A 26,015-nucleotide genomic window follows, 5' to 3' on the forward strand; every position below is an offset into this window, starting at 1 on the left:
TCAAAGCGGTTCGCAGGCCCGCTTCAGCCAGTCCAGCGCCTCGCCATCCATCAACGGCCCGACCTTGGCCAGCGTTTCGGCGTGATAGGCGTCGACATAGGCCCGCTCGTCCGGCGTCAGCATCTCGACCGCGATCAGCTTGCGGTCGATCGGCGCGAACGTCAGCTGCTCGAACCCGTGCATGGGCCTCTCGCCACCCTCGGGGACCTCAGCGGGCGTCACGACCTGCAGGGTCTCGATACGGATGCCCCAGTGGCCTTCACGGTAATAGCCGGGCTCGTTGGACAGGATCATCCCTTCCGCCAGCGGCTGGGACGTGCCCCATTTCGCAATCCGCTGCGGCCCCTCGTGGACGCCCAGATAGCTGCCGACGCCGTGGCCGGTGCCGTGATCGTAATCCAGCCCCGCCGCCCACATTGGAGCCCGCGCAATGGCGTCCAGCGCCATGCCGCTGGTCCCCGCCGGGAAACGGATCGTCGCCATGGCGATGTGCGCCTTCAGAACCAGCGTGAACTTGTGGCGCTGGTCCTCGCTCGGCTCGCCTACCGCCATGGTGCGGGTCACATCGGTCGTGCCGTCCAGATACTGACCGCCGCCGTCCACCAGCAGCAACGAGCCCTTCTCGACCTTGCGGATGCTGGCTCCCACCGGCTTGTAATGCGGCAAGGCCCCGTTCGGCCCGGCCCCGGCGATTGTGTCGAAACTCAGGTCCTTCAGCACCCCGGTCTGCTCGCGGAATCGCTCCAGCGCCTCAACCACCTCGCGCTCGTCCGGCAGCGTCTCCTGCACCACCGTATCGACCCAGTGCAGGAACCGGCTCAGCGCCGCTCCGTCACGAATGTGCGCCTGACGGCTGCCCTCGATCTCCACCGCATTCTTGGCCGCACGGGGAATAGCGCAGGGGTCCATCGCCCGCACAACCGTCGCGCCCGCCGCTTCCAGCCGGTCGAAATACCAGGCCGAGGAAAGCGACGGATCGATCATGACCTTCTGGCCCGAAAGCCCGTCCAGCGCCGCCGGCAGCTGCTCGGTCGCCTCGATGCGGACATCGTCGCCCAGCCAGGCCGGCAAAGCATTCGTCACCTTGGCCGGGTCCAGGAACAGCCGCGCCTTGCCATCCGCCGCCAGGATGGCCTGGCCGATCGGCAGGGGCGACCGGATCACGTCCCCGCCGCGCACATTGAACAGCCAGGCGATCGACATCGGCGCCGTCAGCACCACCGCGTCTGCGCCGGCGTCCGCCACGGCCTTGCCGATCCGCGCCCGCTTGGATGCATGGCTCTCGCCGGAATAGGCGTCCTCGTGCGGCACGACCGGCGCCGTCGGCTGGGCCGGACGACCGGCGCCCCAGGCCAGGTCCAGCGGATTGGCGTCCACGGCGCGCAACTCGGCCCCCGCCTTCTGCGCCGCCGCCTTAAGGGCGACCAGGGCATCCGGGCTGTGCAGACGCGGATCATAACCGATCACCGCCCCCTTCGCCGCCGTCTCGAGATAAGCCGCCACGTCATTGAGGTCGCGTCGCTCGAAAAGCGCCGGATCGGTCTGGGCCTTGACCTGAACGGTGTAGCGACCGTCGGTGAACATGCTGGCGCGATCCTGAAACACCACCGCCGCCCCGGCCGAGCCGGTGAAGCCGGTCGCCCAGGCCAGGCGCTCATTGGCGTCCGGCAGATACTCGTTCTGATGCTCGTCCTCATGGGGGATCAGAAACCCGTCCAGCCCCTGCTTCGCCATTTCGGCGCGCAGCAGCGGCAGGTTTTTGGCCCCAAAGGACGGGTCGGTCGTCTCGTCGAAAGTCTGGCGCATGATCGATCCTCAGCCCTTTCGCAGTTGCAGGGCGCTCCAGGCGTCGTGATGGATGGTCTGTTCGACCGTAAAACCCAGCGGCAGATAGGCCTCCAGCACCCGCTCCTCCTGCGTGCGCAGCAGGCCCGACAGGATCGCGACCCCGCCGCTCTTCAGCGCCGCCGCGATCTCGGGCGCCAGATGCACCAGCGGCGCGGCCAGGATGTTGGCGAACACCAGATCATACGGCTGATGCTGGGCGATGCGAGGATCGCTGAGGCCATCGGCGAAATAGAAGTCGCACTTGGCCTCGTTGATCTCGGCGTTCTCATTGGCGATCCGGGCCGAGGGCTCGTCGATGTCGGTGCCGACCGCGATGGGGGTGCCCGTCTTGGCCGCCGCGATCGCCAGCACGCCCGTGCCGCAACCCACGTCCAGCACCTTCTCAAAGCTTTCGGTCTCCAGCAGCTTGTCGAACGCCTCCAGGCAGCCGACCGTCGTGCCATGGTGGCCTGTGCCGAATGCGGCGCCAGCGTCGATCTTCAGCGTGACGCGACCCTCGGGCACCTTACCCTGATCGTGCGCGCCGTAGACGAAGAACCGTCCGGCCTCGACCGGCGGCAGACCCGACAGCGACATGGCCAGCCAGTCGGCGTCCGCCAGCTTCTCGACCAGCACCGTCACCGGATAGCCCGCCAGCACCGCCTTCAGCCCCTCGACCTCGTCATCGGTCGTGGGAAAAGCGTCGATGCGCCAGACGTCGTTGTCCTCGTCCTCTTCCAGGATCGAATAGGTCGCGCCTTCCAGTCGCGGATCGGCGTCGACGGCCTCTGCGGCGGCCTCTGCGGCGGCGCGAGGGCCACGGGCGATTATCTGAAGTGCGGACTCGGACATTTTTCAAACACCGGTAATATGGCGAATCGTAGCGATCCGGTGCTGAACGCCCGTCGCCACCGCGTTTTTATCAAACCGAGGGGTCGGGGAATACATGGCCAAGTCACCGTCTACGTCTAAACCAGCGTCGCCAAAGCCGGCGACCGCCGCTTCCAAGCCTAAAGCCGCGCCGAAGTCGAGCGCCGTGAAGACCGCCGCCGAGAAAACCGCTGCGCCCAAGGCCGCTGCTAAGCCGGCAGCCGCTGCGCCTAAGCCCGCTGCCGCCAAGGCTGTCGCGCCCAAGGCTGCGGCGCCCAAAACCGCCGCCGCCAAGCCTGCTGCTAAGCCGGTCGCCGCCAAGGCCGCAGCCAAGCCGAAACCCGCCCCTGCCCCCAAGGCTGCTCCGAAAGCCGCCGCCCCCAAACCGGCCGCAGCCAAGCCCGCCGCCGCCAAGACGGCAGTGAAGCCTGCAGCTTCGAAAGCGGCCGCACCGAGGGCGACGGCGGCAAAGCCTGCAGCGGCCAAAACTCCTGCGCCGAAAGCCGCCGCTTCGAAACCCGCTGCCGCCTCGAAGGCCGCGCCTGTCGCCAAGCCGGCCGCAGCTGCGCCCAAGCCTGCCGAGCCCGTCGCCGCGCCCAAGCCCGCCGCTGCGCCCGCACCCGCTGCTGCGCCCGCCGCTGCGGCGCCCGCGCCGACGCCGGCTCCCGCTGCCAAGCCGGTCGAAGCCCCCAAGCCGGCGCCGGCGCCCGCCGCCAAGCCCGAGGAAAAGGGCTTCTTCGCCAAGCTGGGCGACATGATCTTCGGCAAGCGCTGATCGCACTTCCTCTCTGATCCAGCAGATCGCCGGACGGCTCGCCCGTCCGGCGATTTTCGTTTTCGGGACCGCGATTTACGACGTGCGGCCGGCATAGCGAAAAACCAGGAATACTTGACTTCTGCGCAGGGGCTTCTATATGCCCCCCAGCCTCGGGACAGGTCTGCGATCCGCGCCGCCCGCTCGCCCAAAGAGGGGCGGTTCCGTCGCTGCTATGCACGCAGACGCTTTCTCTCCCAAGGATTCATGACCGAATTTTCCCAACTGGGCCTTTCGCCCACGACCCTTCAGGCCGTCGCCGACACCGGCTACACGACCGCCACGCCCATTCAGGAACAGGCGATCCCCGTCGCCCTCGCCGGCCGTGACGTGCTCGGCATCGCCCAGACCGGGACCGGCAAGACGGCCGCCTTCACCCTGCCCCTGGTCGATCGCCTGTCCACCGGCCGCGCCCGCGCCCGCATGCCGCGCGCCATCGTCCTGGCGCCGACGCGCGAACTGGCCGACCAGGTCGCCGAGAGCTTCGCCAAATACGCCAAGGGCACCAAACTGAGCTGGGTCCTGCTGATCGGCGGCGTCTCCATGGGCGACCAGGTCGCGGCGCTGAACAAGGGCGTCGACGTCCTGATCGCAACGCCCGGCCGCCTGCTCGACCTGTTCGAACGCGGCAAGATGCTGCTGACCGGCGTCGAGATCATGGTCGTCGATGAAGCCGACCGCATGCTGGACATGGGCTTCATCCCGGACATCGAGCGCATCTTCAAACTGACGCCGCCGCGCCGCCAGACCCTGTTCTTCTCGGCGACCATGCCGCCGGAGATCACGCGCCTGACGACCGCCTTCCTCAAGGATCCGACCCGGATCGAGGCCTCGCGTCCGGCGATGACCGCCGACACCATCACCCAATATATCGTCCGCATCCCGACCTCGGACCCCAAGGCCAAGCGGACCGCCCTGCGCGCCCTGGTCGGTCGGGAGGACGTGCGCAACGGCATCGTCTTCTGCAATCGCAAATCCGAAGTCGATATCGTCGCCAAGTCGCTGAAGACCCACGGCTTCGACGCCGCGCCGATCCATGGCGACCTGGATCAGTCGCATCGGATGAAGACCCTGGCGGACTTCCGCTCGGGCGCCCTGAAGATTCTGGTGGCCTCCGACGTCGCCGCGCGCGGCCTGGATATCCCGGACGTCAGCCACGTCTTCAACTACGACGTCTCGCACCACGCCGACGACTACGTCCACCGCATCGGCCGTACCGGCCGAGCTGGCAAGCTGGGCCAGGCTTTCATGATCGTGACCCCGGCCGACGACAAGTCGCTGGATAAGGTCCTGAAGCTGATCAAGAAGGATCCGGAAGAGCTGGTTCTGGACGGCATCGACTTCGCCGCCATCAAGGACGGCCCGCGCCGCGACGACAAACGCACGGGCGAACGCGGTCGCAGCCGGTCGCGCACCAGCAGCGCGCCCACCCCGTCCGCCGAGCCTGGCGACATCGCCCCCGTCACCGCCGCGCCATCGTCTGAAGAGGCCGCGGCGCCCCGCAGCCGCAGCCGCCGCAAGGCCCGCCCCGAGGCGCCGGTTGAAGTCGCGGCTCCCGTCGCCGCTGCAGTCGAGGCGGAAGCGACCGTCGAACCCGTCGAGACGGCTCGCGCCCCACGTCCCGACCGTGCAGATCGTGAGCCGCATCTGCTGCAATCCGATCGCCGCGGTGACCGCAAGGCCGACAAGGCCGACACGCAGCGCCAAGGCGTGCGTGGCTTCGGCGACGACATCCCCGCCTTCCTGCGCCGGCCCGTCGTCATTCGCGCTTGAATTCGTACACAACGGCGCGGTGAAACGCCGCGTCGTTTACCCTGCATTACGGAACATCCCGTAGTGTGCGCCCCGACACAGCTCCAGAACAGGAGCTCAGGGGAACAAGAATGTCGAAAAAGGTCGAGACGGCGCTAAGAGCTCCTCAAGCCTATGCTTTGGCGCGCAACGTCATCGGCGAAATGGAAAAGGCCGGTGTGTGGCCCACGCCGCTGAACTTCGAGCTCTGGCTGCACTACATCAGCGACCCTGACGGCCCCCTCGCCCAGGAAATCCGTCGTCTTCTGGCGCAGTCTGCGGTCATCACCGACAAGACGTCCGAAATGCTGGCCGCCGAGTTCCTGCCGCGCGGTCGCCTGCCGGATCAGATCCGCGACGTCGGCGCCGTGCTTGACCGCGAATTGGCCAGCGTCGCCAGCGCCATCGCCATGGCGCACAAGACCCAGCACGACTATGGCGAAACCCTCGCCGACGCCTCCCAGTGCATGGAGACCGTCGATGATCCGTCGTCGCTGAAGGATCTGGTCGGCGGATTGTCGACCGCGACCAACCGCGTGCGTCGGGAAACAGCGATCCTGGAAAAGCGTCTGGAAAAGTCCAACAAGGAAGTCATCCGCCTGCGCGAAAACTTGGAACAGGTGCGCCGCGACGCCATGACCGACGCCCTGACCAATCTGGCTAACCGCAAGGCCTTCGATGAACGGCTTGAGGCCGCCTGCGCCGAGGACGACGGCGCGCCGCTCAGCCTGGCCATCCTCGACATCGACCATTTCAAACGGTTCAACGACACCTGGGGCCACCAGACCGGCGACCAGGTGCTGCGCTATGTCTCCACCGTCCTGTCCAACATCTGCGGCAAGACCCGATTCGCCGCCCGGTTCGGCGGCGAGGAGTTCGCGATCATCTTCCCGGGTGAAGGCGCCGGCGTGGTCATGGCCGCGTTGGAGAGCATCCGCAACGACGTGGCGTCACGCGCGCTGCGCCGTCGTTCGACCAATGACGACCTGGGCTCGGTGACTGTCTCCGCCGGCTTCGCCCAGCGCCAAAAGGGCGAAACCGCCGCCAGCCTGCTGGAACGCGCCGACGCCGCCTTGTACGAATCCAAGCGTGCGGGCCGAAACTGCGTCACGCCGGCATCATCGCTCGAAAAGGCGGCTTAGGGTCTGACAAGGCCAAGCTTTCTGCCATAGTCGTCCCATGCGCAGCTTCGCCTTCAATGTCGCCTACTGGATCCTGTCGATCGGCTACGGGCTGACCGCCGCCTTCGCCGCGCTGGCGCCCGGGCGCGGCCCGGCCAGTTGGGTCATCCGTCGCTATGTGAAACGCATGGTCCAGGCCATGTCGATCTTCGCCGGCATCAAGCTGAACGTTCACGGCAAGGATCGACTGCCCCCGGGCGCCTTCATCATTGCCTCCAAACATCAAAGCTGGGGCGACGGCTTTGCGACCTACGATCAGTTCGACGACATCGCCTTCGTCACCGGCGATCACCTGGAAAAGTTTCCCCTGCTGGGCGGCGTGCTGAAGAAGCTGGGCGCCATCGTCGTCAACTCCTGCGGCGGCCACGAAGCCCGCAAGGCCCTGGCCATGCGCGCCGCGGAGGCCCGCGCTGAGAACCGCAAGATCCTGATCTATCCCGAGGGGCACCTCGCGCCCGTCGGCAAGAAGTTCAAATATCGCTCCGGCGTCTGGCACATGTACCGCGACTTCGAAGTGCCGGTCGTGCCGCTCGCTACCAACCTCGGCCTCTTCTGGCCCGAGGAAAAGTACGAGAAGCACCCCGGCACGGCGACGCTAGAGTTCCTCGACCCGATCCCTGTCGGCCTTCCCAAGGACGAGTTCCTGGCTCGGCTCGAAGCCGTGATCGAAACCCGCACCGCCGAGCTCATCGCCCAGGCCACGGGTCAACTCGTGACGCCGGCCGTGCTGATCGACACACCGATCAAATAGGTTTGCAGACAGCGATCTCGAACAACAAAGGCCGGAGCGATCTCGCTCCGGCCTTTTTCATTTCAGCGCTGGTCGTCAGTTCAGGCGGCGCCGTCGGCCTTTTTCTTGGAGGCTTCCGAGTAGATCAGCAGGGGCTGAGCCTTGCCGTCGATGACCTCGGCGTTGACGACGACCTCTTCGACGCCTTCGAAGGTCGGCAGTTCAAACATGGTCTCGAGAAGGATGCCTTCCAGGATCGAGCGCAGACCGCGCGCCCCGGTCTTGCGGGTGATGGCCTTCTTGGCGACAGCGATCAGAGCGTCGTCGGTGAAGGTCAGTTCGACGTTCTCCATCTCGAACAGGCGCTTGTACTGTTTGACCAGAGCGTTTTTCGGTTCGGTCAGAATGGTGACCAGCGCCGTTTCGTCCAGATCTTCCAGCGTCGCCAGCACCGGCAGACGGCCGATGAACTCGGGAATCAGGCCGAACCGCATCAGATCGTCAGGCTCGACACCCTTTAGAATGTCGCCGGTGCGACGTTCATCGATCTCCTTGACCTGCGCGCCAAAGCCGATCGAAGCCCCTGCCCCGCGCGCCGAGATGACCTTCTCCAGCCCGGCGAAGGCGCCGCCGACGATGAACAGGATGTTGGCGGTGTCGACCTGCAGGAATTCCTGCTGCGGATGCTTGCGACCGCCTTGCGGCGGCACGGAGGCGACGGTGCCTTCCATGATCTTCAGCAGGGCCTGTTGCACGCCTTCGCCCGACACGTCGCGCGTGATCGAAGGGTTGTCAGACTTGCGCGAGATCTTGTCGATTTCGTCGATATAGACGATGCCGCGCTGGGCCCGCTCGACGTTGTAGTCCGACGCCTGCAGCAGCTTCAGGATGATGTTCTCGACATCCTCGCCCACATAACCGGCTTCGGTCAGGGTCGTCGCGTCGGCCATGGTGAAGGGCACGTCGATGATGCGCGCCAGCGTCTGGGCCAGCAGCGTCTTGCCCGAGCCGGTCGGGCCAATCAGCATGATGTTCGACTTGGCCAGTTCGACGTCGTTGTTCTTAGTCGCGTGGTTCAGGCGCTTGTAGTGGTTGTGGACGGCGACCGAGAGCACCTTCTTGGCGTGCGCCTGGCCGATGACATAGTCGTCCAGCACGTCGCGGATTTCCTTGGGCGTGGGCACGCCGTCGGTCGTCTTCTTAAAGCCGATCTTGTGCTCTTCGCGGATGATGTCCATGCACAGTTCGACGCATTCATCGCAGATGAAGACGGTCGGGCCCGCGATGAGCTTGCGGACCTCGTGCTGGCTCTTTCCGCAGAACGAGCAGTAGAGGGTGCTTTTGGCGTCGGTGCCGGCTGCTTTGGTCATAGACCCTTATCTCACTCCCGCGGGTCGGACCGAAATGGCCCAAAACGCGCTTCCCTCACATTGAGTCCAGCACTCTGGATGCGAAGGTCTTCAAAAAATGACAATCACCCATCACACGTTCCGGAACAACCCCGAAGGCGGCAAGGGATTGTTGCAGTGCGTGGATGGATCAGTGTCGACGGGGATCAAGGCGAATGTCTGACATGGGTATTGTGCAGGAAATACGCCAGTCCACGGCGAATGGACCTGCCATCGTCGCCTTCGATTTCGACGGCACGCTGACGATTCGAGACAGCTTCACCGAGTTCCTGCGCTGGCGCGCCGGTCCGGGCGCCTGGGCCTTGGGATTGGTCAAGCTGGCTCCGGCGCTGGCCGCCTACGCCAAGGATCGCGACCGGGGCCGGATCAAGGCGGCCTCCGTAAAGGAATTCCTGCTTGGCGTGAGCCGCCAGACGCTGGAAACGGAAGCCGCAGCCTTCGCCGAAGAGATCTGGCCCCGCTTCATGCGCCCCGATGCGCTTGAGGTGTGGAACGACTGGGGCCAACGCGGTGCGCATCGCGTCATCGTGACCGCGTCGCCGACGACGACCGTTGCGCCGTTCGCCCGCAAACTGGGGGCCGAGGCCTTGCTGGGCACTGAGTTTGTCTTCAACGCCGATGACCGAATCACCGGCGACTTCGCCGGTCCCAACTGTCGCGGTGAGGAAAAGGTGCAGCGGCTGAAAGCGGCCTATGGCGATGACATGACGCTCGTCGCCGCCTACGGCGACACCTCGGGCGACACCGAGATGCTGGCGATGGCCCAGCAGCCAGGTTTCCGAATTTTCCGCCGGAAGCCCTGAAACTTAGTTGCCGTCGGCGTCCACGTCGAACACCATCGCCTTGCCGCGCGAGGCCGGATCCCAGCCGGCCTCGATCGCCGAGGCGACAGCGGTGCGGACAGCGTCGACATTGACGCGCTGCTTCTCCACATCTGGTCGGCCGTTGGGCCGAAGTGGCGGCGGAAACTGCACGATGGCTTCACGCTTGAAGTCCGCGTGGCGAAGGGAGACGGCCATGCCCTCCCAGACATTTCCGCCCTTGGGCTGAGGTTGGCGACGAAGCTCCCAGACGTAGCTTTCGCCATCGACATCGACCGTGCCGCTTTGATCTCGTGTGAACTGCATGGCGGTTCCGATAGCACAAAATGAAAAGGGCGCGCCGCAACGGGCGCGCCCTTTTCGCCTTTCGACGGCAGTCTTAGTTGCCGGGCGTCTTCACGCCATCGGCGTCGGCCTGCTCGCGGCGATCGTAGACATGGTCAACGATGCCCCAGGCCTTGGCTTCCTCGGCCGACATGAAGTGGTCGCGATCCAAAGTCTTCTCGACCTCCTCATACGTCCGACCGGTGTGATGGACGTAGATCTCGTTCAGACGACGCTTTGTGTACCGGATGTCGGCGGCATGCAGTTCGATGTCCGACGCCTGGCCGCGGAAACCGCCCGAGGGCTGGTGCACCATGACCCGCGCATTCGGCAGGGCGATCCGCTGGCCAGCGGCGCCCGCCGTCAGAATCAGCGAGCCAGCCGAAGCCGCCATACCCATCACCACGGTCGAAACCGGGCTCTTGATGTATTGCATGGTGTCGTAGATCGCGAGCGCCGAGGTCACCTGACCGCCGGGGCTGTTGATATACATGCTGATTTCCTTCTTGGGGTTCTCCGATTCAAGGAACAGCAGCTGGGCGCAGATCAGCGACGCCATCCCGTCCTCGAACGGTCCCGTCAGAAAGATGATTCGCTCACGCAGCAAGCGCGAGAAAATGTCGAAGGAACGCTCACCGCGGCTGGATTGCTCCACCACCATCGGCACCAGGTTCATGTTCATCAGTTCGATCGGATCGCGCATTTAGCCTTCTCGGATGCAGTGGCGACGATTCAGCGTCGTCAGCCGGTTATGCTGCATATCGCGTTCGATGACACCCTGCGCAAGACGCCGGGTTCAATCGGACTGCGCGTCTTGCTGGTTAGCCGCTGCACGACGTCCTTTCTGTAGCCGTTCCGCGACCGCCGCCTCCTGCGCGGCGGCGGATGCGCGATCGGGCTCCGCTTCATATAGCGCTTGCAGATAGGCGCGGTCCCAGTCCGTGAGGCCGGTCACGTTCTGAGGATCACCAAATAAATTCAGCACAGTGGGCTGATCGGAGTAGTCGGCGCGGGGATCGACCTGCGCCAAGACGACCATCGCGGCGTAGTCCATCAGAGCCGGCAAAAGGACGCCACTGGCCTTGGTCATATCAATGACGACGGTCGCTGAGTTCAGGTCGTACCGCAGTGGCGACCTCATGCGGCTGACGGCCCGCGATCCAATCGAGGGCGGCTCTCCACCGGCGACACGGGCCGCCAGTTGGCCAGTGTCTGCTGAGACTGGCAGGGAAATGTGCCACCATCGCACTGGCGCATCGCTGGTTTTGAACCGTTCCAGCGCCGCCAAACCCATGTTCGTGTTGTCGATCGGAGGACGGAAACGACGACGCCAACCTTCCACCAGCGCAGATGCGACACTGGGACCATCCTCCGTGGCGATTATGAGCACATTGGCCGAGCAGCCAGGCTCGCCCACTCGAATTTCAAGATCATGAGCGATTTCGCCGATGCGATCGGCAAGCATCTGACCGTAGGGCGCCTTCAATCCGGCGACGCTGACGCACAGCGGCGTATTCCACCGTCCAAGCCGCGCACCGGCGGGCGCGGTCGCAACACGCTGGACAAATTGGCGCGCAGCCTGCCGCGGCGACTGACCCTCGACCGTGATCTCCTCCAGATCTGTCGGGGGCGGCTGTGCCGGATCCTGCGCCTGCGCGCCTGCGGTGATGAGGGCGGCCAGAGCGACAGCGGAAAAAGACATTGAAGACATACCTGAAAAAGCAAAATGGGCCCGCACTGCGGACCCATTCGACTTACAATCCAGACGCCACAACCGCCAGTTACGGTCGTGTAATCGAGCGGAAAATCAGCCTTCGCCCTCGTCTTCCTTCAGCAGCTCTTCCTTGGTGATCGGCTTGTCGGTCACATCGGCGACGCCCACGATCAGGTCGACGACCTTTTCTTCGTAGATGGGCGCGCGCATCTGGGCGGCGGCGTTGGGGTTCTGGCGGTAGAAGTTCAGGACGGCCTGTTCCTGGCCCGGATAGTTGCGGGCTTCCTGCAGGATGGCGGCGTTCAGTTCCTGGTCGGTGACCTGGACGTTGTTGGCGCGACCGATTTCGGCCAGCACCAAGCCCAGACGCACACGGCGTTCGGCGATCTTGCGGTATTCAGCCTTCAGATCTTCGTCCGACTTGGCGGCGTCTTCTTCCGGCAGACGACCAGCGGTCTTGTCAGCCTCAACCTGCTGCCAGATGCCGTCGAACTCGGCGTCCACCATCTTCGGCGGCAGCGGGAAGTCGTGGGCCTCATCCAGCTGGTCCAGCAGGGCGCGCTTCAGCTTGAAACGGGCCGCGCCGGCGTACTGCTGGTCCAGGTTGGACTTCAGCAGTTCCTTCAGCTTGTCCAGCGACTCCAGACCGATGCGGGTGGCGAAATCGTCGTCGATCTTGGATTCGGCTTCCGCCTTGATGGCCTTCACCTTGATGTCGAAGGTGGCCTTCTTGCCGGCCAGATGAGCGGCTTGATAGTTCTCGGGGAAGGTGACCTCGATGGTCTTCTCTTCGCCGACCTTGGCGCCCGTCAGTTGCTCTTCGAAACCGGGGATGAAGCGGCCCGAGCCGATCACCAGGTCCGCGTCCTCGGCGGCGCCGCCTTCGAAGGGCTCGCCGTCCAGCTTGCCCAGGAAGTCGATCGTCAGCTGGTCGCCCTCGGCGGCCTTGACGGTCTTGCCCTTCTTGTCTTCGTAGGTCTTGGCCTGACCGGCCAGTTCCGTCAGGGCCTCGTCCAGATCGGCGTCAGACGCTTCATAGGTCGGGCGCTCCAGCTTCAGGGTCTTGGGATCGACCGGCTCGAAGTCCGGCATGATTTCCAGCGACATTTCATAGGCCAGGTCTTCCTGACCGGCGATGACCTTGTCCATGTCCGAGGTCAGCTTCATCTCGGCCGGCGCGGCGGGACGGATCTTGGCCTCGTCGAGCGCCTTCTGGCTGGTTTCGTTCAGCTCGGCGTTGATGATCTCGCCCATGAACTCACGGCCGAAGGTCTTCTTGACATGGGCGACCGGCACCTTGCCCGGACGGAAGCCCTTCAGCTTCACCTGCGGGGCGACTTCCTTGACGCGGGCTTCGAGCTTTTCGTTCAGCTCCGCGACGGGAATGGTGACCGCGATCACGCGGCTGAGGCCTTCGTTCGACTTTTCGACGACTTGCATGGTCGGGATTCTGACGCTCTGGGGCGCATGAGCCATCGAGACGGCCGGCGCGGAATGGATAAAGCAAGAAGGCCGCCCCGTGTGGAGCGGCGCCTCGAAGCCCGCCCTTATGTCGAGAAGGGCCCGAAAGGTCAACGCGGGCGTAGTCAGAGCCGGTGGTTTCGCGGCCTTTGCGTGGCTATGTTGACCAAATGAGCCAACCCGCCTCCCCCATCGGCGTCTTCGTCACGCCCGTCACCCCGCTTCAACAGAACTGCACGACCGTCTGGTGCACCGCCACCAACAAGGCCGCCGTGATCGATCCTGGCGGTTCGGTCGATGCAGTCCTAGGCGAGGTCACGCGGCGCGGCCTGACGCTGGATCAGATCTGGATCACTCACGGCCATCTGGATCACGCGGGCGGCGCAGCAGAAATGCAGGAAAAGACCGGCGCCCAGATCACCGGCCCTCAGAAAGCCGACCAGTTCTGGATCGACCGAATCGTGGAGAGCGGCCGGATGTACGGCCTGCCCGACGCTCGCCGCTTCACGCCCGACCGCTGGCTGGAGGATGGCGACACGGTATCGTTGGGGGAAACGATCTGGGAGGTGCGCCACTGCCCCGGCCATACGCCCGGGCACGTCATCTTCTTCAATCGCGCGGCGCGATTCGCTCAGGTCGGTGACGTTCTGTTCAAGGGTTCGGTCGGTCGCACCGACTTCCCGATGAGCGATCCGCCCGCACTGATCCGCTCCGTGATCGAAAAGCTCTGGCCGCTGGGCGACGACGTCACCTTTGTGCCGGGCCACGGGCCGATCTCCACCTTTGGTGAAGAGCGACGGACCAATCCGTTCGTGTCTGACGCCGCAATGCGACAGGCCCCGATCCAGCGTGAGCCGTCGGGGCCTGCCTGAGCCTGCTGATCGCGTAGCTTAGCGGCGCAGGATCATGCCGATGATGACGCCGATGCCCAACGCATAGAGCGTGGCCTTCATCGGATTGTCCTGAATGTCTTCCTGCACACGATGAACGCGTCCAGATATCTTCTCACGCACCACACCGGCGTCTTCTCTGACGGCCTGACGGACCGACGTGGTCTTGCCAAAGCTACGGCCCTCGCCTTGGGCGAGAATTGCGTCTGCCTGTCGGTCCAGACGTTGGGTCAGATCATCGTCCTCCAGGACGATGTCGTCGGGTGATGTCGCGTTTATTGGGGTGTTGGTCATGTCGATCTCCGTAGTTCGCTGAACAAACCGGCGTTGCGACCCATGGTTCCTTTTTTGAACGCGGGCGATCACGGCGCGTTGGTTGGTCTCACATGGAGCCGCTCATGACCTATATCGAACCCACTCCGACCACGCCGCAACCCGAGATCCAGCCTGAGCCGGCGCAGCAGCCGGAAATACAGCCTTCAGACACGCCCGATGAAGTTCCGCCGATGGAACCGGATGGTGGCGGCGAAGGTGATTCGCGGCCTTACGGTGCTGGGTAAAGTCAAACTCACGAGCCCTTGAGGATCGCGACAGTAAAACGGAGTTCCCGACGGAACCGTCACCGAGTCACTGGGTTCACTTCAGCAAGCGCAACGGCAGCACTGAAAGGAACACGATGGACAGCCAACCCACACGACCCTCCGGCGTTTCCAAGCGAGGTTTCGCCTCCATGGATCCCGAACGTCAGCGCGAAATCGCGCGCAAAGGGGGCGCCAGCGTCCCCAGCGAAAAACGCAGCTTCTCCCAAGACCGCAGCCTCGCCGCACAGGCGGGCCGCAAGGGTGGAGAAGCGTCGCACGGAACCAAGAAAGACGCGGACGCCGCCGACGGGCAATAGTCGGCGGAACTCGATACAAACAAGGGCGGCCCATCGATCGATGCGCCGCCCTTTTTCTTGCCCGCGATCAGCCGCGCATTCGGCTCAGGCGCGCAGGACCGCCAAGGCGACGCTCGGCGCCGGAGAGGTATCGATGCGGACGACCGTCCAGCCGGAGGCGGCCGCCATGGCTTGGATCGATTCAGGCGTGAACTTGCGCGAGCTTTCGGTGTGGATCGTCTCGCCGGTCATGAAGCGGAATGTCCGATCTCCGACGTGCGCGGTCGTCGGGGCAATCGCTTGGAGATGCATTTCCATTCGCGAGGCGTCCGGGTTCCACACGGCGCGGTGAACAAAGGCGTCCACATCGAAATCAGCATCCAACTCGTGATTGGCGCGGATCAGAACATTGCGATTGAAGGCCGCCGTGACGCCCTGGCTGTCGTCATAGGCGGCGACCAGGATCGCAGGGTCTTTGACCAGATCGACGCCCAGAATGAACAACGCCCCCTCGCCCAGCATCCGACGCGCCGCCGCCAGGAATTGCTCGGCCTCTTCCGGTTGCAGATTGCCGATGGTCGAGCCGGGGAAGAAGCCGATCCGTCGCCCCGACGGAAGATCGTCGGGCAGCGGGGCCAGATGTTCGAAGTCGCCCAGAACCGGCTGCACGCGCAGGTTTGGATAATCAGCACGGACGCGAATGGCGGCGTCCATCAGAGCACTCTCGCTGATGTCGAGCGGAACGTAGGCGCCGAGGTCGGTGGCGGCGTCCAACAAGATCCGCGTCTTTTCGCTGGCGCCGGATCCGAACTCGACCAGTACGGCGTCGGGGCCGAAGTCGGCCGTCAGTTCCGCTGCGCGATCGCGCAACAGCGCCATTTCCTGCCGGGTCGGATAGTATTCGGGCAGCACGGTGATGTCTTCGAACAGACGTGACCCGTCCCCGTCATAGAACCACTTCGGCGGCACAGCCTTTTGCGCACGCGACAGCCCTTCGATCATATCCTTTCGAAAGGCGGCGGTTTGGGCGTCGTCCGCTGCGGCGTCTCGCGCCACGGTCCGATCTTCAGCCAGTCTCAAACCCATGAAGGCCCACCTCTGTTGGGGATAGAAGAAGTTGCGATAGGTGATGCGGTCATGGCCCGGCGGCGTGGCGAAAGATCCGCCTCGCAGCACCATCTGATTGGCCATGAACTTGCCGTTGTATTCGGCGGCGGTGCCCGGCGTCGGCTGAAAACCGGGATAGGGCGCATAGGCGCTGGACGTCCACTGCCACACTTCGCCAACCAGGTTCGAGAACGCATCAGGCGAAGAGGCGGCGGCATGTTCCCATTCCGCCTCGGACGGCAGTCGCTTGCCGGCCCAACGGGCAAAAGCGTCGGCCTCATAAAAGCTGATGTGGCGAACCGGCGCAGTAGGATCGACAGGTTTACGCCCCGTCAGACCCATCACGGTCCAGGCGCCATTAGCCAAACGCCAATACAGCGGCGCGGTCCAGCCCTCAGCCTTGACCGTCGCCCAGCCGTCAGACAGCCACAGCTCGGACCGCAAATAGCCGCCATCCTGGATGAAGGCGATCCAGTCGCCGTTCGTCACCAGATCCGCAGCCAGAGCGAACGGCTCCAGCCAGACGCGGTGCGACGGCCCCTCATTGTCGAAGGCGAAGCCCGATTGGTCGTGGCCGATCGTCACCAGACCGCCTTCGAACGCCACCGTTCCAACGCGCGTGTTTTGAAGCGCCTCGGCTCTGGGCTCGATCTCATAGGCGGCGGGGTCGAGCGGAGAGCGCGACATCAGGTTCAGCACATCCATCAGGAAAAGCTCCTGATGCTGCTGGTCGTGGTGCAGACCCAGCTCGAACAGATAGCGTTGATGGCCGCTGGTCTCGCCCTGCGCCAGCCAGGCGACCATCCGGCGGTCGATCTCTCGGCGATAGGCCAGGACCTCATCGACGGAGGGGCGAGTCATCAGCCCGCGCTGGTCCCGCCTGACCCGCTCGCCCAAAGCCTCATAGTAGGAGTTAAACAGCTGCTGAAAACGCGGATCGACGGGCTGGTATCCGGGATCGGACGACAGGATCATCGCCTCGAAAAACCAGCTGGTGTGCGCCAGATGCCATTTCCCTGGGCTGCAATCCGCCATCGACTGAGCTGACAGATCCTCGGCAGACAAACCTTCAGCCAGAGCGATCATGCGCGCGCGAACAGACTTGAACCGCGCCACGTCTGACGCAACCCGCGGGTCGGGCTCGGAGCGCGCATTCATGTCAGCTGTCCCGTCCGACACCAGCCCCAGCGCCTTGTCAGTGCCGAACAAACGCACCAACAAGGCCAAGGTTCCCAAGCACTTGGCGTTCGGGATCACATATCAGCGCATCGGGCGGCCGCCATGTTTGGCGTATTCCAACCGCGCGATGGTGCGATTATGGACCTCGTCCGGGCCGTCGGCGATGCGCAAGGTGCGGACACCCGCGTAAAGCTCGGCCAAAGGCGTGTCACCCGAGACACCGGCGCCGCCGAACGCCTGAATGGCGTCGTCGATGATCTGCAAAGCCATCTTCGGCGCGGCGACCTTAATCTGGGCGATCTCGGAACGCGCGTTTTTGGCTCCCGCCTGATCCATCATCCAGGCGGCCTTCAGCACCAGCAGGCGGCACATCTCGATGTTGGTGCGCGCCTCCGCGACGCGCTGTTCCCAGACCGAATGCTCGGCCAACTGCTTCTTGAACGCCGTTCTGTTCAACAGCCGCGTCACCATCAGTTCCAGCGCCCGCTCGGCCGCACCGATCGTGCGCATGCAGTGGTGAATACGGCCCGGGCCAAGCCGCCCCTGAGCGATCTCGAAGCCCCTGCCCTCGCCGGCGATCAAGTTCTCGACCGGCACGCGGACATTTTCCAGCACGACCTCGGCATGGCCGATCGGCTTTTCATCATAGCCGAATACCGACAGCATCCGCTCGACACGGAAGCCAGGCGTGTCGGCCGGCACGATGATCTGCGATTGCTGGGCGTGGGATGCGGCGTCGGGGTCGGTCTTGCCCATGACGATGGTCACGGCCAGATTCGGATGGCCCATATTGGTCGACCACCATTTGCGGCCGTTGATGACATAGTGGTCGCCGTCGCGCTCGATCCGGGTCTGGATGTTGGTGGCGTCGGACGAGGCGACCTCAGGCTCGGTCATCAGGAAGGCCGAACGGATTTCGCCGGCCATCAGGGGCTTCAGCCAGCGCGCCTGCTGCTCGGCATTTCCGTACATATGGAGCACCTCCATATTGCCGGTGTCGGGGGCGTTGCAGTTGAACACCTCGGCCGACCACAGATGCCGCCCCATCATCTCGGCCAGCGGCGCGTATTCCAGATTGGTCAGACCCGCCCCGTGTTCGCCGGGCAGGAACATATTCCAAAGTCCGGCTTCCTTCGCGGCCGCCTTCATCGTCTCCATGACCGGCGGCTGACGGTTCGAATCCTCGCGGACCTGTGCGAAATATTCGGCTTCGCGCGGGATGACCTGCTCGTCCAGGAAGCGACGGACGCGGGCGTGCCAATCCAGGGCGCGGTCGGAATGTTTGAAGTCCATGTCGTTTCCTCTTTCCCGTTCGCGTCTCTGCCGGACGCTCGATACGAAAACGGCGCGGTCCCTTGTCGGGAGCCGCGCCGCCATAGCTGGTCGTTCAGACCGGCATCAGCGCTTCAGCAGCGGAGCCAGTTTCTGGGCGATCATCATGTCGCCGGCGATCTTCAGCTTGCCCTGCATGAAGGCCATCATCGGGTCCAGCTTGCCTTCCGACAGAGCCATGAAGTCATCCCACTTCATCGAGACGGTGGCGTCGGCGGGCTTGTCCTCGTTCGTCACCGTGTTCGGCGTGGAGGCGCCGTCGATGTAGATCTTGCCCTCGTCGCCGAGATCGAGCTTGACGGTCTTGCCGAGGCCGGAGTTGTCGCCGACGGCGCCGCGGATGTGTTCGGTGACTTGTGCGAGATCGGGCATTGGGGGCGTCTCCCTGTTGGACGTTGTGAACTACGGGTTAGCCCGCATCGGCGGGGGCGCCAAGATCACGTCGGGGAAAGGTCTGATCACTTCTCCGGATCGCCGTCGCGGAACCGCCACTTCATCACCAGCACGCCGGACGCCATCACCAGGGCGCATGCGTTGGCGACCGTGACAGGCCAGGCCTTCGTCATGATCCCATAGACGACCCAAAGCACGAAACAGGTCACGGTCAGGGAATAGGTCTTCAAGCTGACCGATGACGCGTCGCGCTCCTTCCAAATCTTGACCGCCTGAGGCGCGAAGCTGGTGATCGAGCAGATCGCAGCCGCCGAGCCGACGATATTGGCGATCAGATCGCTCATGCTGCGATCGTCGATATGACGTTGAGGCTAAATTTGCACATGCCGCACTCTCAGCGGCCGCCCCAAAGGATGTCAGCGTCGAACGCCAGGCGGCGGCCGTCTGGCCTGGGTCACCTGTTCGAAGGCGTAACCCAGCGAAAGGATGCGCGCATCGTCCCACTTCCCGCCAAGGAAGCTGATTCCCATGGGCATTCCCCGATCAAAGCCCATCGGCACGGTCAGGTGCGGATAGCCGGCGACGGCGGCCAGTCGGCTGGCCGATCCCTGCATATCGTCGTCGTCCTTGGGATCGTTGGTCCAGGCGCGCGACGTGGTGGGCGCGATCAGGGCGATCACGCCATTGTCCCTCATCAGTCGATCGATGCCCTCAGGCCCCGCCAGCCTAAGCGAGGTTGCGCGCGCCTCCAGATAGTCAGCGTCGGTCAAATCGCCCATCGCCTGGGCGCGCTCGAAGATGTCCTGACCGAACAGCACCGTCTCGCGCGGTTCGGCGGCGTTGAAGGCGATGACGTCGGCCAGGGTGCGGGTGCGGACCTGCTCCGGGTCCGTCGAGGCCAGATAGGCGTTCAGATCGTGCTTCAGCTCATAGAGCAACACCTTGAACTCGGCCGCGCCGATGGCGCGACCGTCCGGTCCCTCGGGCAGATCGACCAGCACGGCGCCGGCATCGCGCAAGGCCTTCAGGTTCTGCTCGAACACCGCCTGCGTTTCGGGCGAGTAGCCTTTCAGGAACCGCATCACCCCGATCCGCGCACCGCGCAGCGCGTTGGCGTCCAGCCCGGCGGCGTAGTCGACCTTGCGCGCATCGGCCTCGACCGTCGCCGGATCGGCCGGATCGGACCCGGCGATGACGGTCAGCACCCTGGCCGCATCCCTGACGGTGGTCGCCATCGGCCCGGCCGTGTCCTGCGAATGGCTGATGGGCACGATGTGGGTGCGCGAGACCAGGCCCACAGTCGGTTTGAACCCGACCACGCCGTTGACCGACGCCGGGCAGGTGATCGACCCGTCTGTCTCCGTTCCGATGGCGACGGGCGTCAGCCCCAGCGCCACCGCCGCCCCGCTGCCGGACGACGATCCACAAGGCGTACGCGCGGGATCATAGGGGTTCAGCGTCTGGCCGCCGACAGCGCTCCAGCCGCTGATCGAGTCCGACGACCGGATATTGGCCCATTCCGACAGATTGGTCTTGCCGACGATTACGGCCCCAGCGGCGCGCAGGCGCGCGACCAACGGCGCGTCCCGTCCCGGCGCATTGTTCGCCAGCGCCAACGATCCGGCGGTGGTCGGCATGTCCGCCGTCTCGATATTGTCCTTCAGCAGGATCGGCATGCCGGAAATCGCCGACACGCCCCGGCTAGGTGATGTCGCGGTCCAGACCAGCACCGAATGGGCGCTGTCGTTCGCCCGCCCCGCCGCGACCACGGCGGATGCAGTTGGATAGGCGCCCTGACCGGTCGCGCAGCCCGCAAGGGCCAGCGCGACCGCAGCCGCCAGAATCAGTCGGCCTTGGGTTCGGCCCGCTTGCCGATCGTGCGGTCCAGGAAGTCGAGATAGGTGCGCCATTGTTGCAGTTGCCTCGGATCGCCGCGGACGCCGTGCCGCTGGCCGGGATAGAGCATCATTTCGAACGGCACGCTCTTGGCCTGCAAGGCGTCGATGACGCGCGTCGCATTGCCGAAGATGACGTTGTCGTCGGCCATGCCGTGCAGCAGCAGCAGCCGCCCCGTCATGTCATCCAGCCGCGGCAGGACGTCGGTGGCGGCATAGCCCTCCGGATTGGCCTGGGGCGTGGACATATACCGTTCGGTGTAGTGGGTGTCGTACAGGCTCCATTCCGTCGGCGCCGCGCCCGCCAGGGCCGAGGCCAGGCCGGCGTCCTTGTCGGTCAGTGTCAGCAGGCTGAGGAAGCCGCCGAAGCTCCAGCCCATCACCGCGATATGGTCGGCATCGACGTAAGGCAGGGTCTTCAGCCATTGCGCGGCCTGGGCCTGATCCTCGACCGCCGGAATGCCCAGACGGCGATAGATGCTGGTCTCGAACGCCTGCGACCGGTCGCCCTCGCCGCGATTGTCGACGCGGAAGACGATGTAGCCCGCCTCGGTCAGCAGTTGGTTGGTCAGGGGCTGCCAGCTCTTTTGCACGCCCGCCCCAGTGCCGGGGCCGCCATAGACCTGCATCACCACCGGATACTTCTTGGACGGATCGAAGTCGGGGGGCGTGGTCATGCGCCAGACCAACGTCTGGCCATGGCTCTGCATGGTGCCGAACTCGGGCGCGCGCAGCCGCGAAACGTAGGGCGCGAACGGATGGCTGGCGTCCAGCCTGTTCTCCTCGATCCATCGCACCCGCGTTCCGTCGATCCGGTACAGGGCCGACTGCGCCGGCGTCGCCGGATCGGAATAGTTGCCGACATAGGCCGTCGCCGGCCCGTTGACCGACACGCTCCACCAGCCGCCGCCCGGCGTCACCGCGACCGGATCCACGGTGCGGTTCAGATTGGCGCGGAACATCTGCTGCTCGATCGGCAGTTCCTTGCCGTCGCGCATCGAGGCGGTGAAATAGACGTCGCCAGTCTGTTCGTTGACGCCGTCCAGATGTTTGACCGGATAGTCGCCGCGCGTGATGGCCCGCAGGCGACGCCCGTTGCGGTCGTACAGATACAGGTGCCGCCAACCCGAATCCTCATTGGACCAGATGAACCGGCCGTCAGACAGGACGCGGAAGTCGTCGTTTAGATCGACCCAGGCCTGCGCCTTCTGGCTCAGGATCACGCGTGATGCGCCGGTCGTCGGATCGACGCTCAGCAGATCCAAAGTCTTCTGGTCGCGCGACTGACGCTGGACATACAGGGTCTTGCCGTCGCCGGACCAGTTCACCCGCGCCAGATAGATGTCGGTATTAGATCCCAGGTCCACCTTGACCCGTCCCCCGCCCTGTAGGTCGCGCACATACAGTTCGACCACCGCATTGGGCCGGCCCGCGCGAGGATAGCGTTGCTCCACCATCGTCGCGCCGCCGCCGGTGATCTCGAAACGCGGCACGATATCGACTGGGCTCTCGTCCACGCGCGTCATGGCGATGTAGCGCTCGTCGGGGCTCCACCAGTATCCGGTGTCGCGATCCATCTCCTCCTGGGCGATGAACTCGGCGGTGGCCCAGGTGATCAGGCCCGCGCCGTCGTCGGTGATCGGCGTCTCCTTGCCGCTCGCTAGATCATAGACGACCAGATTCTGATCGCGGACATAGGAGACATAGCTGCCCTTCGGCGACACCTTGGCGTCGATCTCGTCGGCCGGCGTCTCGGTCAGGCGGCGCACCTTGCCGTCCGCCCGGTTCGCCAGGAAGATGTCGCCTTCCAGCGGCGCCAGGATGTAGCGGCCCTGCTGGTCCCAAGAATATTCGACCACGCCGCGCGCACTGATCCGCATCCGCTCGCGCCGGGCCTTTTCGGCCTCCGACAGTTCGCCGGCGTCGGGAACCAGCGCCCGTGCGTCGATCAGCTTATAGGGTTCGCCCTCGCCCGTAGGCGCCGCCCACAGGTCCTGCACATCTACATTGTCCTCGCGCGAACGCAGGAAGGCGACCAGCTGTCCATCGGGCGACAGGCTGACTCCCTTGGCTACCGGACCATTCAGGCTGGGGCTGGAGAAGACCCGTTCGGGCGTCAGGATGTTGGAGGGCGTCTCCTGTGCGAGCGCCGATGTGGCCGACAGGAGGATGGTCGAGGCGAGAAGAATGGTGCGCATGGGTCGAGACGCTAGCGGTGCTTCTGCAAGCCGTCACGAGGAAATGTCGTCGCCGGGCGAAAGGCTTGTCCTTCCCTGCGAGGGGTTCTCAGATTAGAGAGACGGCACGATGACAGACGCCGCCCGCTCCCCCGCCCCCGTGAAAGCCAGCCCCTTCAATGAGCTTGAGGTTTTGTGGGTGCGCCATTGGACCGACAGCCTGTTCAGCTTCGGCGTCAAACGGCCCGAGGACTTCCGCTTCCGCTCGGGCGAGTTTGTGATGATCGGCCTGCCCGGCGAAGACGGCGGAAAGCCTGTTTTGCGCGCCTATTCCATCGCCAGCCCTTGCTGGGCCGAGGAGCTGGAGTTCTTCTCGATCAAGGTCGCCGACGGCCCCCTGACCTCGCGCCTGCAGAAAATCCAGCCCGGCGACACCGTCCTGATGGGCAAGAAGCCGACGGGCACGCTGGTGCTAGACGCCTTGACCGGCGGCGAGCGCCTGTTCCTGATCGGCACGGGAACGGGTCTGGCGCCCTGGCTCAGCGTCGCGCGCGATCCAGAGACCTATTCCCGCTTCGGCCATGTCTATGTGATCCACACGGTCCGCAGCGTCGCCGACCTGGCCTATCGCGACTTCTTCACCCGCGAGATCCACGACGATCCACTGATCGGCGAAGAGGCCCAGGCACAGCTGACCTATTACCCCACCGTGACCCGTGAGGATTTCGAAACCCCCGGCCGGATCACCGACCGCATCAAGTCCGGCGACTTCTTCCGCGACCTGGGCCTACCCGAGGGCTTCGACCCCGCCCGCGACCGCGCCATGCTGTGCGGCTCCATGGCCATGATCAAGGAAGCCGGCGAACTGCTGGAGACCTATGGCCTGAAGGAAGGCTCCAACGCCGAACCGGCCGACTATGTTCTGGAACGCGCCTTCGTCGGTTGAGACAGTCTGACGGCTTGGCTTGGGCGGCCTGACCCGCTAACCCCACGCCCATGTCAAAGCCTGCTCTTGTCGCCGTCGATGCGCGCGTCGATCCCGCCGAATGCCAGTCGATGGCCGAGGTCCGCCAGGGCGTCGACGCCCTGGATCGCGCCCTGGTCGCCCTGCTGGCCGAGCGTCAGCGCTACATGGACGCCGCCGCCCGCATCAAGCCCGACCGCGACGCCGTCTTCGACCAGGCCCGGATCGACGACGTGGTCGCCAAGGTTCTGGTCTCAGCCGAGGCCCACGATCTGTCACCCGACATCGCCGAACCCGTCTGGCGGCTGCTCATCGACCGCTGCATCGCCCACGAGTTCGCGACCTACGACCGCACGCGCAGCTGAACGCGACAAGCCCGACTAGGTCTTGAGACTTCTCAGCATGATTTCGTGCCGATAGGCCGCGACATCAGCCAAGGCCGTCGCCAGCGCATCGCGCACCCGCTCAACCGCCGGCGCAGCCAGCTTCTGATCCACCGCTTCCGCCTCGGCGCAGATCACCGCCAGGTCTCGCGCGCCGATGCCCGCCGCCGCGCCTCGGATCGTATGGACCCCGTCGCGCCAGCCCTCGACCTTGGGATCCATCATGACGGACCACAGGCCGGCCTGATTGACGAACAGGCCCAACACCTCCTCATTGATGGCGTCGTCCCCGCCCGTCATGCCGTTCAGCACGGCGAAATCGACGGCGCCCGTCAGATCGCGCAACGCCATCAGGCCGCCGTCTCCTCGCCCTTGGCGAGGCGGGAGTTCCGCGAGGACCACAGCAGATAGATCGCCACGCCGACCACGTTCCAGACCACGAAGCCGATCTGCGTCACCGGCTTCAGGCTCAGGAAGAAGACCAAGCAGCCGATCACGCTGACCGCTCCAACCAGCGGCCACAGCGGCGCCTTGAACACCCGCTTGCGACCGGGCTCGCGGATGCGCAGCACGATCAGGCAAACCCCGACCGAGCAGAAGGCCGCCAGCGTCCCGGCGTTGGCCAGCGACGCCAGTTCGTCCAGCGGCAACAACCCCGCCAGAATCGCCACGACGATGGCGGTGAACACAGTCACCACCGCCGGCACGCCCCGGCTCGATACCTTGGCCAGGCGACGCGGCAGCAAGCCATCGCGCGCCATGCCCAGGAAGATGCGGCTTTGCCCGAACAGGAAGGCCAGCAGGACGGTCGGAAGCGCGATCACCGCCGCAGCGGCGATCCACTGGGCCGCCGTCCCCTGCCCCATCTGACGCAGAATCAGGGCCAGCGGCTCGGGGCTGCTGGCGAAGGTCGCGACCGGCCGCGCGCCGATGGCTGCGGCCGCGACGACCAGATATAGCGCCGTGCAGATGAGCATGGAGCCGACGATGCCGATGGCCAGGTCACGCTCAGGCTTCTTGGTCTCTTCCGCCGCCGTCGAGATGGCGTCAAAGCCGTAGAAGGCGAAGAAGATGATCGCCGCCGCCGCCATTACCCCGGTTTGGACGAAGGGCGCGCCGAAGCCGTTGGGCATGAAGGGCGTGAAATGCTCGGGCTTGAACGCCGGCAGGGCGATGGCGACGAACACCACCAAGGCCGCGATCTTGATCAGGACCAGCACCGCGTTCAGCGTCGCGCTCTCCTTGGTGCCCAGCAGAAGCAGGCCCGTCACCACCCCGATGATGGCCACGGCCGGTAGGTTGATGATGCCCCCCGCATGCGGCCCGGCGACCAGCGCCGTCGGCAGATCGATCCCCAGCCCGCTCAGGAAACCGACCGCATAGCCGGACCAGCCCACCGCCACAGCGCTGACGACCAGCGAATATTCCAAGATCAGACTCCACCCCACGATCCAGGCGATCAACTCACCCAGCACGGCATAGGAATAGGTGTAGGCGCTGCCCGCCGTCGGCATCATGGTCGACAGCTCGGCATAGGCCAGAGCCGCGCAGGCGCAGACCAGTCCCGCGAGGCCGAAGCTGATCAACACGGCCGGGCCCGCCAACCCCGCCCCGACCCCGATCAGCGTCAGGATGCCGGTGCCGACGATGGCCCCCACGCCCAGGGCCAGCAGGTGCGGCCAGCTCAACGTCGGCTTCAGCCGCGGTCCGTCGTGCGGCGCCATCATGGTGTCGATCGATCGACGACGGTTCCAGAAGGCCATGATGTTCGCTCCCCCGCCGCTTGCCGCGGCTGATTCCACGGGGACCATACTCCGTCGCAGAAAGTTTGCGAAAGCGCTTGCCAACCCCCGAACCGCTGGGTAGTAGGAGCGCC

The 26,015-nt window shown here is 65.0% G+C and carries 26 protein-coding genes; 10 read left to right on the top strand and 16 right to left on the bottom strand.

What is annotated here, in order from left to right:
- Positions 1 to 1,806 carry an aminopeptidase P family protein gene (locus tag AC3WRC_RS09845; protein ID WP_492303714.1) on the bottom strand — a complete coding sequence of 602 codons (1,806 nt, stop codon included), beginning with the start codon at positions 1,804 to 1,806 and terminating at the stop codon, positions 1 to 3.
- Positions 1,807 to 1,815: 9 nt separating this feature from the next.
- Positions 1,816 to 2,679, bottom strand: coding sequence for a 50S ribosomal protein L11 methyltransferase (locus tag AC3WRC_RS09850; RefSeq protein WP_017506170.1), 864 nt, complete (start codon positions 2,677 to 2,679; stop codon positions 1,816 to 1,818).
- 184 nt (positions 2,680 to 2,863) lie between these two features.
- On the opposite strand from AC3WRC_RS09850, the gene AC3WRC_RS09855 reads away from it, so the two are divergent.
- The 4 genes from AC3WRC_RS09855 (at position 2,864) to AC3WRC_RS09870 (ending at position 7,234) form a co-directional block, all read left to right on the top strand.
- Positions 2,864 to 3,472 (top strand): hypothetical protein, encoded by a 609-nt coding sequence (locus AC3WRC_RS09855; protein ID WP_492303715.1) that lies wholly within the window; start codon positions 2,864 to 2,866, stop codon positions 3,470 to 3,472.
- Positions 3,473 to 3,718: 246 nt separating this feature from the next.
- Positions 3,719 to 5,284, top strand: a complete 1,566-nt coding sequence (locus AC3WRC_RS09860; RefSeq protein ID WP_492303716.1) for a DEAD/DEAH box helicase — start codon at positions 3,719 to 3,721, stop codon at positions 5,282 to 5,284.
- 110 nt (positions 5,285 to 5,394) lie between these two features.
- Entirely contained in the window at positions 5,395 to 6,444 is a 1,050-nt protein-coding gene (locus tag AC3WRC_RS09865) for a GGDEF domain-containing protein (protein ID WP_091746499.1), read from the top strand.
- A gap of 37 nt (positions 6,445 to 6,481) precedes the next feature.
- The gene (locus tag AC3WRC_RS09870; protein ID WP_492303717.1) at positions 6,482 to 7,234 is read left to right on the top strand and encodes a lysophospholipid acyltransferase family protein; all 753 of its coding nucleotides are present in this window, start codon (positions 6,482 to 6,484) and stop codon (positions 7,232 to 7,234) included.
- Between the two features lie 80 nt (positions 7,235 to 7,314).
- Here AC3WRC_RS09870 and clpX read toward each other — a convergent pair whose 3' ends face one another.
- On the bottom strand, positions 7,315 to 8,583 hold the full coding sequence (clpX, locus tag AC3WRC_RS09875) for an ATP-dependent Clp protease ATP-binding subunit ClpX (RefSeq protein ID WP_055755232.1): 1,269 nt from the start codon (positions 8,581 to 8,583) through the stop codon (positions 7,315 to 7,317).
- A gap of 194 nt (positions 8,584 to 8,777) precedes the next feature.
- On the opposite strand from clpX, the gene AC3WRC_RS09880 reads away from it, so the two are divergent.
- Entirely contained in the window at positions 8,778 to 9,425 is a 648-nt protein-coding gene (locus AC3WRC_RS09880) for an HAD-IB family hydrolase (RefSeq protein WP_492303718.1), read from the top strand.
- Between the two features lie 3 nt (positions 9,426 to 9,428).
- Here the strand turns inward: AC3WRC_RS09880 and AC3WRC_RS09885 are convergent, their stop codons facing one another.
- The 4 genes from AC3WRC_RS09885 to tig all read right to left on the bottom strand — a co-directional run bounded on the left by AC3WRC_RS09885 (position 9,429) and on the right by tig (position 12,921).
- Positions 9,429 to 9,749: a hypothetical protein gene (locus tag AC3WRC_RS09885; protein WP_055755230.1), complete on the bottom strand. Its 321-nt coding sequence runs from the start codon at positions 9,747 to 9,749 to the stop codon at positions 9,429 to 9,431.
- Between the two features lie 73 nt (positions 9,750 to 9,822).
- Positions 9,823 to 10,470 carry an ATP-dependent Clp protease proteolytic subunit gene (locus AC3WRC_RS09890; RefSeq protein WP_017506180.1) on the bottom strand — a complete coding sequence of 216 codons (648 nt, stop codon included), beginning with the start codon at positions 10,468 to 10,470 and terminating at the stop codon, positions 9,823 to 9,825.
- A 93-nt stretch (positions 10,471 to 10,563) separates the two neighbouring features.
- The gene (locus AC3WRC_RS09895) at positions 10,564 to 11,469 is read right to left on the bottom strand and encodes a hypothetical protein (protein ID WP_055755228.1); all 906 of its coding nucleotides are present in this window, start codon (positions 11,467 to 11,469) and stop codon (positions 10,564 to 10,566) included.
- A gap of 105 nt (positions 11,470 to 11,574) precedes the next feature.
- Positions 11,575 to 12,921 (bottom strand): trigger factor, encoded by a 1,347-nt coding sequence (tig, locus tag AC3WRC_RS09900; RefSeq protein WP_492303719.1) that lies wholly within the window; start codon positions 12,919 to 12,921, stop codon positions 11,575 to 11,577.
- 191 nt (positions 12,922 to 13,112) lie between these two features.
- On the opposite strand from tig, the gene AC3WRC_RS09905 reads away from it, so the two are divergent.
- Complete coding sequence (locus tag AC3WRC_RS09905) at positions 13,113 to 13,814, top strand: MBL fold metallo-hydrolase (protein ID WP_492303720.1); 702 nt, start codon at positions 13,113 to 13,115, stop codon at positions 13,812 to 13,814.
- Positions 13,815 to 13,832: 18 nt separating this feature from the next.
- Here the strand turns inward: AC3WRC_RS09905 and AC3WRC_RS09910 are convergent, their stop codons facing one another.
- Positions 13,833 to 14,126: a hypothetical protein gene (locus AC3WRC_RS09910; RefSeq protein WP_492303721.1), complete on the bottom strand. Its 294-nt coding sequence runs from the start codon at positions 14,124 to 14,126 to the stop codon at positions 13,833 to 13,835.
- Between the two features lie 104 nt (positions 14,127 to 14,230).
- Here AC3WRC_RS09910 and AC3WRC_RS09915 point away from each other — a divergent pair, with 104 nt between their 5' ends.
- Both AC3WRC_RS09915 and AC3WRC_RS09920 read left to right on the top strand, forming a co-directional pair.
- Complete coding sequence (locus AC3WRC_RS09915; RefSeq protein WP_017506186.1) at positions 14,231 to 14,392, top strand: hypothetical protein; 162 nt, start codon at positions 14,231 to 14,233, stop codon at positions 14,390 to 14,392.
- 116 nt (positions 14,393 to 14,508) lie between these two features.
- Positions 14,509 to 14,730 carry a con-10 family general stress protein gene (locus tag AC3WRC_RS09920; protein WP_039243609.1) on the top strand — a complete coding sequence of 74 codons (222 nt, stop codon included), beginning with the start codon at positions 14,509 to 14,511 and terminating at the stop codon, positions 14,728 to 14,730.
- A gap of 84 nt (positions 14,731 to 14,814) precedes the next feature.
- On the opposite strand, the gene egtB is transcribed toward AC3WRC_RS09920, so the two are convergent.
- The 6 genes from egtB to AC3WRC_RS09950 form a co-directional block, all read right to left on the bottom strand.
- Positions 14,815 to 16,974: an ergothioneine biosynthesis protein EgtB gene (gene egtB / locus AC3WRC_RS09925; protein WP_492303798.1), complete on the bottom strand. Its 2,160-nt coding sequence runs from the start codon at positions 16,972 to 16,974 to the stop codon at positions 14,815 to 14,817.
- 102 nt (positions 16,975 to 17,076) lie between these two features.
- Complete coding sequence (locus AC3WRC_RS09930; protein WP_017506190.1) at positions 17,077 to 18,288, bottom strand: acyl-CoA dehydrogenase family protein; 1,212 nt, start codon at positions 18,286 to 18,288, stop codon at positions 17,077 to 17,079.
- A 105-nt stretch (positions 18,289 to 18,393) separates the two neighbouring features.
- Positions 18,394 to 18,699 (bottom strand): SCP2 sterol-binding domain-containing protein, encoded by a 306-nt coding sequence (locus AC3WRC_RS09935; RefSeq protein WP_017506191.1) that lies wholly within the window; start codon positions 18,697 to 18,699, stop codon positions 18,394 to 18,396.
- An 86-nt stretch (positions 18,700 to 18,785) separates the two neighbouring features.
- Positions 18,786 to 19,064, bottom strand: a complete 279-nt coding sequence (locus tag AC3WRC_RS09940; RefSeq protein WP_316407484.1) for a SemiSWEET family sugar transporter — start codon at positions 19,062 to 19,064, stop codon at positions 18,786 to 18,788.
- A gap of 72 nt (positions 19,065 to 19,136) precedes the next feature.
- Entirely contained in the window at positions 19,137 to 20,630 is a 1,494-nt protein-coding gene (locus tag AC3WRC_RS09945) for an amidase (protein WP_492303722.1), read from the bottom strand.
- Complete coding sequence (locus AC3WRC_RS09950; protein WP_492303723.1) at positions 20,564 to 22,813, bottom strand: S9 family peptidase; 2,250 nt, start codon at positions 22,811 to 22,813, stop codon at positions 20,564 to 20,566. Before AC3WRC_RS09950 ends, AC3WRC_RS09945 begins: the two co-directional genes overlap by 67 nt.
- Before the next feature lie 109 nt (positions 22,814 to 22,922).
- On the opposite strand from AC3WRC_RS09950, the gene AC3WRC_RS09955 reads away from it, so the two are divergent.
- Positions 22,923 to 23,738, top strand: a complete 816-nt coding sequence (locus AC3WRC_RS09955) for a ferredoxin--NADP reductase (protein WP_492303724.1) — start codon at positions 22,923 to 22,925, stop codon at positions 23,736 to 23,738.
- A gap of 50 nt (positions 23,739 to 23,788) precedes the next feature.
- Positions 23,789 to 24,121, top strand: a complete 333-nt coding sequence (locus AC3WRC_RS09960; protein WP_091747140.1) for a chorismate mutase — start codon at positions 23,789 to 23,791, stop codon at positions 24,119 to 24,121.
- A gap of 15 nt (positions 24,122 to 24,136) precedes the next feature.
- Here AC3WRC_RS09960 and AC3WRC_RS09965 read toward each other — a convergent pair whose 3' ends face one another.
- Both AC3WRC_RS09965 and AC3WRC_RS09970 read right to left on the bottom strand, forming a co-directional pair.
- Positions 24,137 to 24,490 carry an Hpt domain-containing protein gene (locus tag AC3WRC_RS09965; RefSeq protein ID WP_492303725.1) on the bottom strand — a complete coding sequence of 118 codons (354 nt, stop codon included), beginning with the start codon at positions 24,488 to 24,490 and terminating at the stop codon, positions 24,137 to 24,139.
- On the bottom strand, positions 24,490 to 25,902 hold the full coding sequence (locus AC3WRC_RS09970) for an amino acid permease (RefSeq protein ID WP_492303726.1): 1,413 nt from the start codon (positions 25,900 to 25,902) through the stop codon (positions 24,490 to 24,492). Before AC3WRC_RS09970 ends, AC3WRC_RS09965 begins: the two co-directional genes overlap by 1 nt.
- Between the last annotated feature and the right edge of the window lie 113 nt (positions 25,903 to 26,015).

The organism is Brevundimonas sp. EU05-FHT14B07 (genome assembly GCF_058790795.1).

Coding starts and splice junctions, on each gene's coding strand:
- AC3WRC_RS09940 (WP_316407484.1), bottom strand. CDS start 19,064: ATGAGCGATCTGATCGCCAATATCGTCGGCTCGGCGGCTGCGATCTGC.
- AC3WRC_RS09945 (WP_492303722.1), bottom strand. CDS start 20,630: ATGGCGCACCTATCTCGACTTCCTGGACCGCACGATCGGCAAGCGGGC.
- AC3WRC_RS09870 (WP_492303717.1), top strand. CDS start 6,482: ATGCGCAGCTTCGCCTTCAATGTCGCCTACTGGATCCTGTCGATCGGC.
- clpX (WP_055755232.1), bottom strand. CDS start 8,583: ATGACCAAAGCAGCCGGCACCGACGCCAAAAGCACCCTCTACTGCTCG.
- AC3WRC_RS09960 (WP_091747140.1), top strand. CDS start 23,789: ATGTCAAAGCCTGCTCTTGTCGCCGTCGATGCGCGCGTCGATCCCGCC.
- AC3WRC_RS09880 (WP_492303718.1), top strand. CDS start 8,778: ATGTCTGACATGGGTATTGTGCAGGAAATACGCCAGTCCACGGCGAAT.
- AC3WRC_RS09890 (WP_017506180.1), bottom strand. CDS start 10,470: ATGCGCGATCCGATCGAACTGATGAACATGAACCTGGTGCCGATGGTG.
- AC3WRC_RS09935 (WP_017506191.1), bottom strand. CDS start 18,699: ATGCCCGATCTCGCACAAGTCACCGAACACATCCGCGGCGCCGTCGGC.
- AC3WRC_RS09955 (WP_492303724.1), top strand. CDS start 22,923: ATGACAGACGCCGCCCGCTCCCCCGCCCCCGTGAAAGCCAGCCCCTTC.
- AC3WRC_RS09915 (WP_017506186.1), top strand. CDS start 14,231: ATGACCTATATCGAACCCACTCCGACCACGCCGCAACCCGAGATCCAG.
- AC3WRC_RS09920 (WP_039243609.1), top strand. CDS start 14,509: ATGGACAGCCAACCCACACGACCCTCCGGCGTTTCCAAGCGAGGTTTC.
- AC3WRC_RS09865 (WP_091746499.1), top strand. CDS start 5,395: ATGTCGAAAAAGGTCGAGACGGCGCTAAGAGCTCCTCAAGCCTATGCT.
- tig (WP_492303719.1), bottom strand. CDS start 12,921: ATGCAAGTCGTCGAAAAGTCGAACGAAGGCCTCAGCCGCGTGATCGCG.
- AC3WRC_RS09905 (WP_492303720.1), top strand. CDS start 13,113: ATGAGCCAACCCGCCTCCCCCATCGGCGTCTTCGTCACGCCCGTCACC.
- AC3WRC_RS09850 (WP_017506170.1), bottom strand. CDS start 2,679: ATGTCCGAGTCCGCACTTCAGATAATCGCCCGTGGCCCTCGCGCCGCC.
- AC3WRC_RS09950 (WP_492303723.1), bottom strand. CDS start 22,813: ATGCGCACCATTCTTCTCGCCTCGACCATCCTCCTGTCGGCCACATCG.
- AC3WRC_RS09910 (WP_492303721.1), bottom strand. CDS start 14,126: ATGACCAACACCCCAATAAACGCGACATCACCCGACGACATCGTCCTG.
- AC3WRC_RS09860 (WP_492303716.1), top strand. CDS start 3,719: ATGACCGAATTTTCCCAACTGGGCCTTTCGCCCACGACCCTTCAGGCC.
- egtB (WP_492303798.1), bottom strand. CDS start 16,974: ATGAATGCGCGCTCCGAGCCCGACCCGCGGGTTGCGTCAGACGTGGCG.
- AC3WRC_RS09930 (WP_017506190.1), bottom strand. CDS start 18,288: ATGGACTTCAAACATTCCGACCGCGCCCTGGATTGGCACGCCCGCGTC.
- AC3WRC_RS09895 (WP_055755228.1), bottom strand. CDS start 11,469: ATGTCTTTTTCCGCTGTCGCTCTGGCCGCCCTCATCACCGCAGGCGCG.
- AC3WRC_RS09965 (WP_492303725.1), bottom strand. CDS start 24,490: ATGGCGTTGCGCGATCTGACGGGCGCCGTCGATTTCGCCGTGCTGAAC.
- AC3WRC_RS09885 (WP_055755230.1), bottom strand. CDS start 9,749: ATGCAGTTCACACGAGATCAAAGCGGCACGGTCGATGTCGATGGCGAA.
- AC3WRC_RS09970 (WP_492303726.1), bottom strand. CDS start 25,902: ATGGCCTTCTGGAACCGTCGTCGATCGATCGACACCATGATGGCGCCG.
- AC3WRC_RS09845 (WP_492303714.1), bottom strand. CDS start 1,806: ATGCGCCAGACTTTCGACGAGACGACCGACCCGTCCTTTGGGGCCAAA.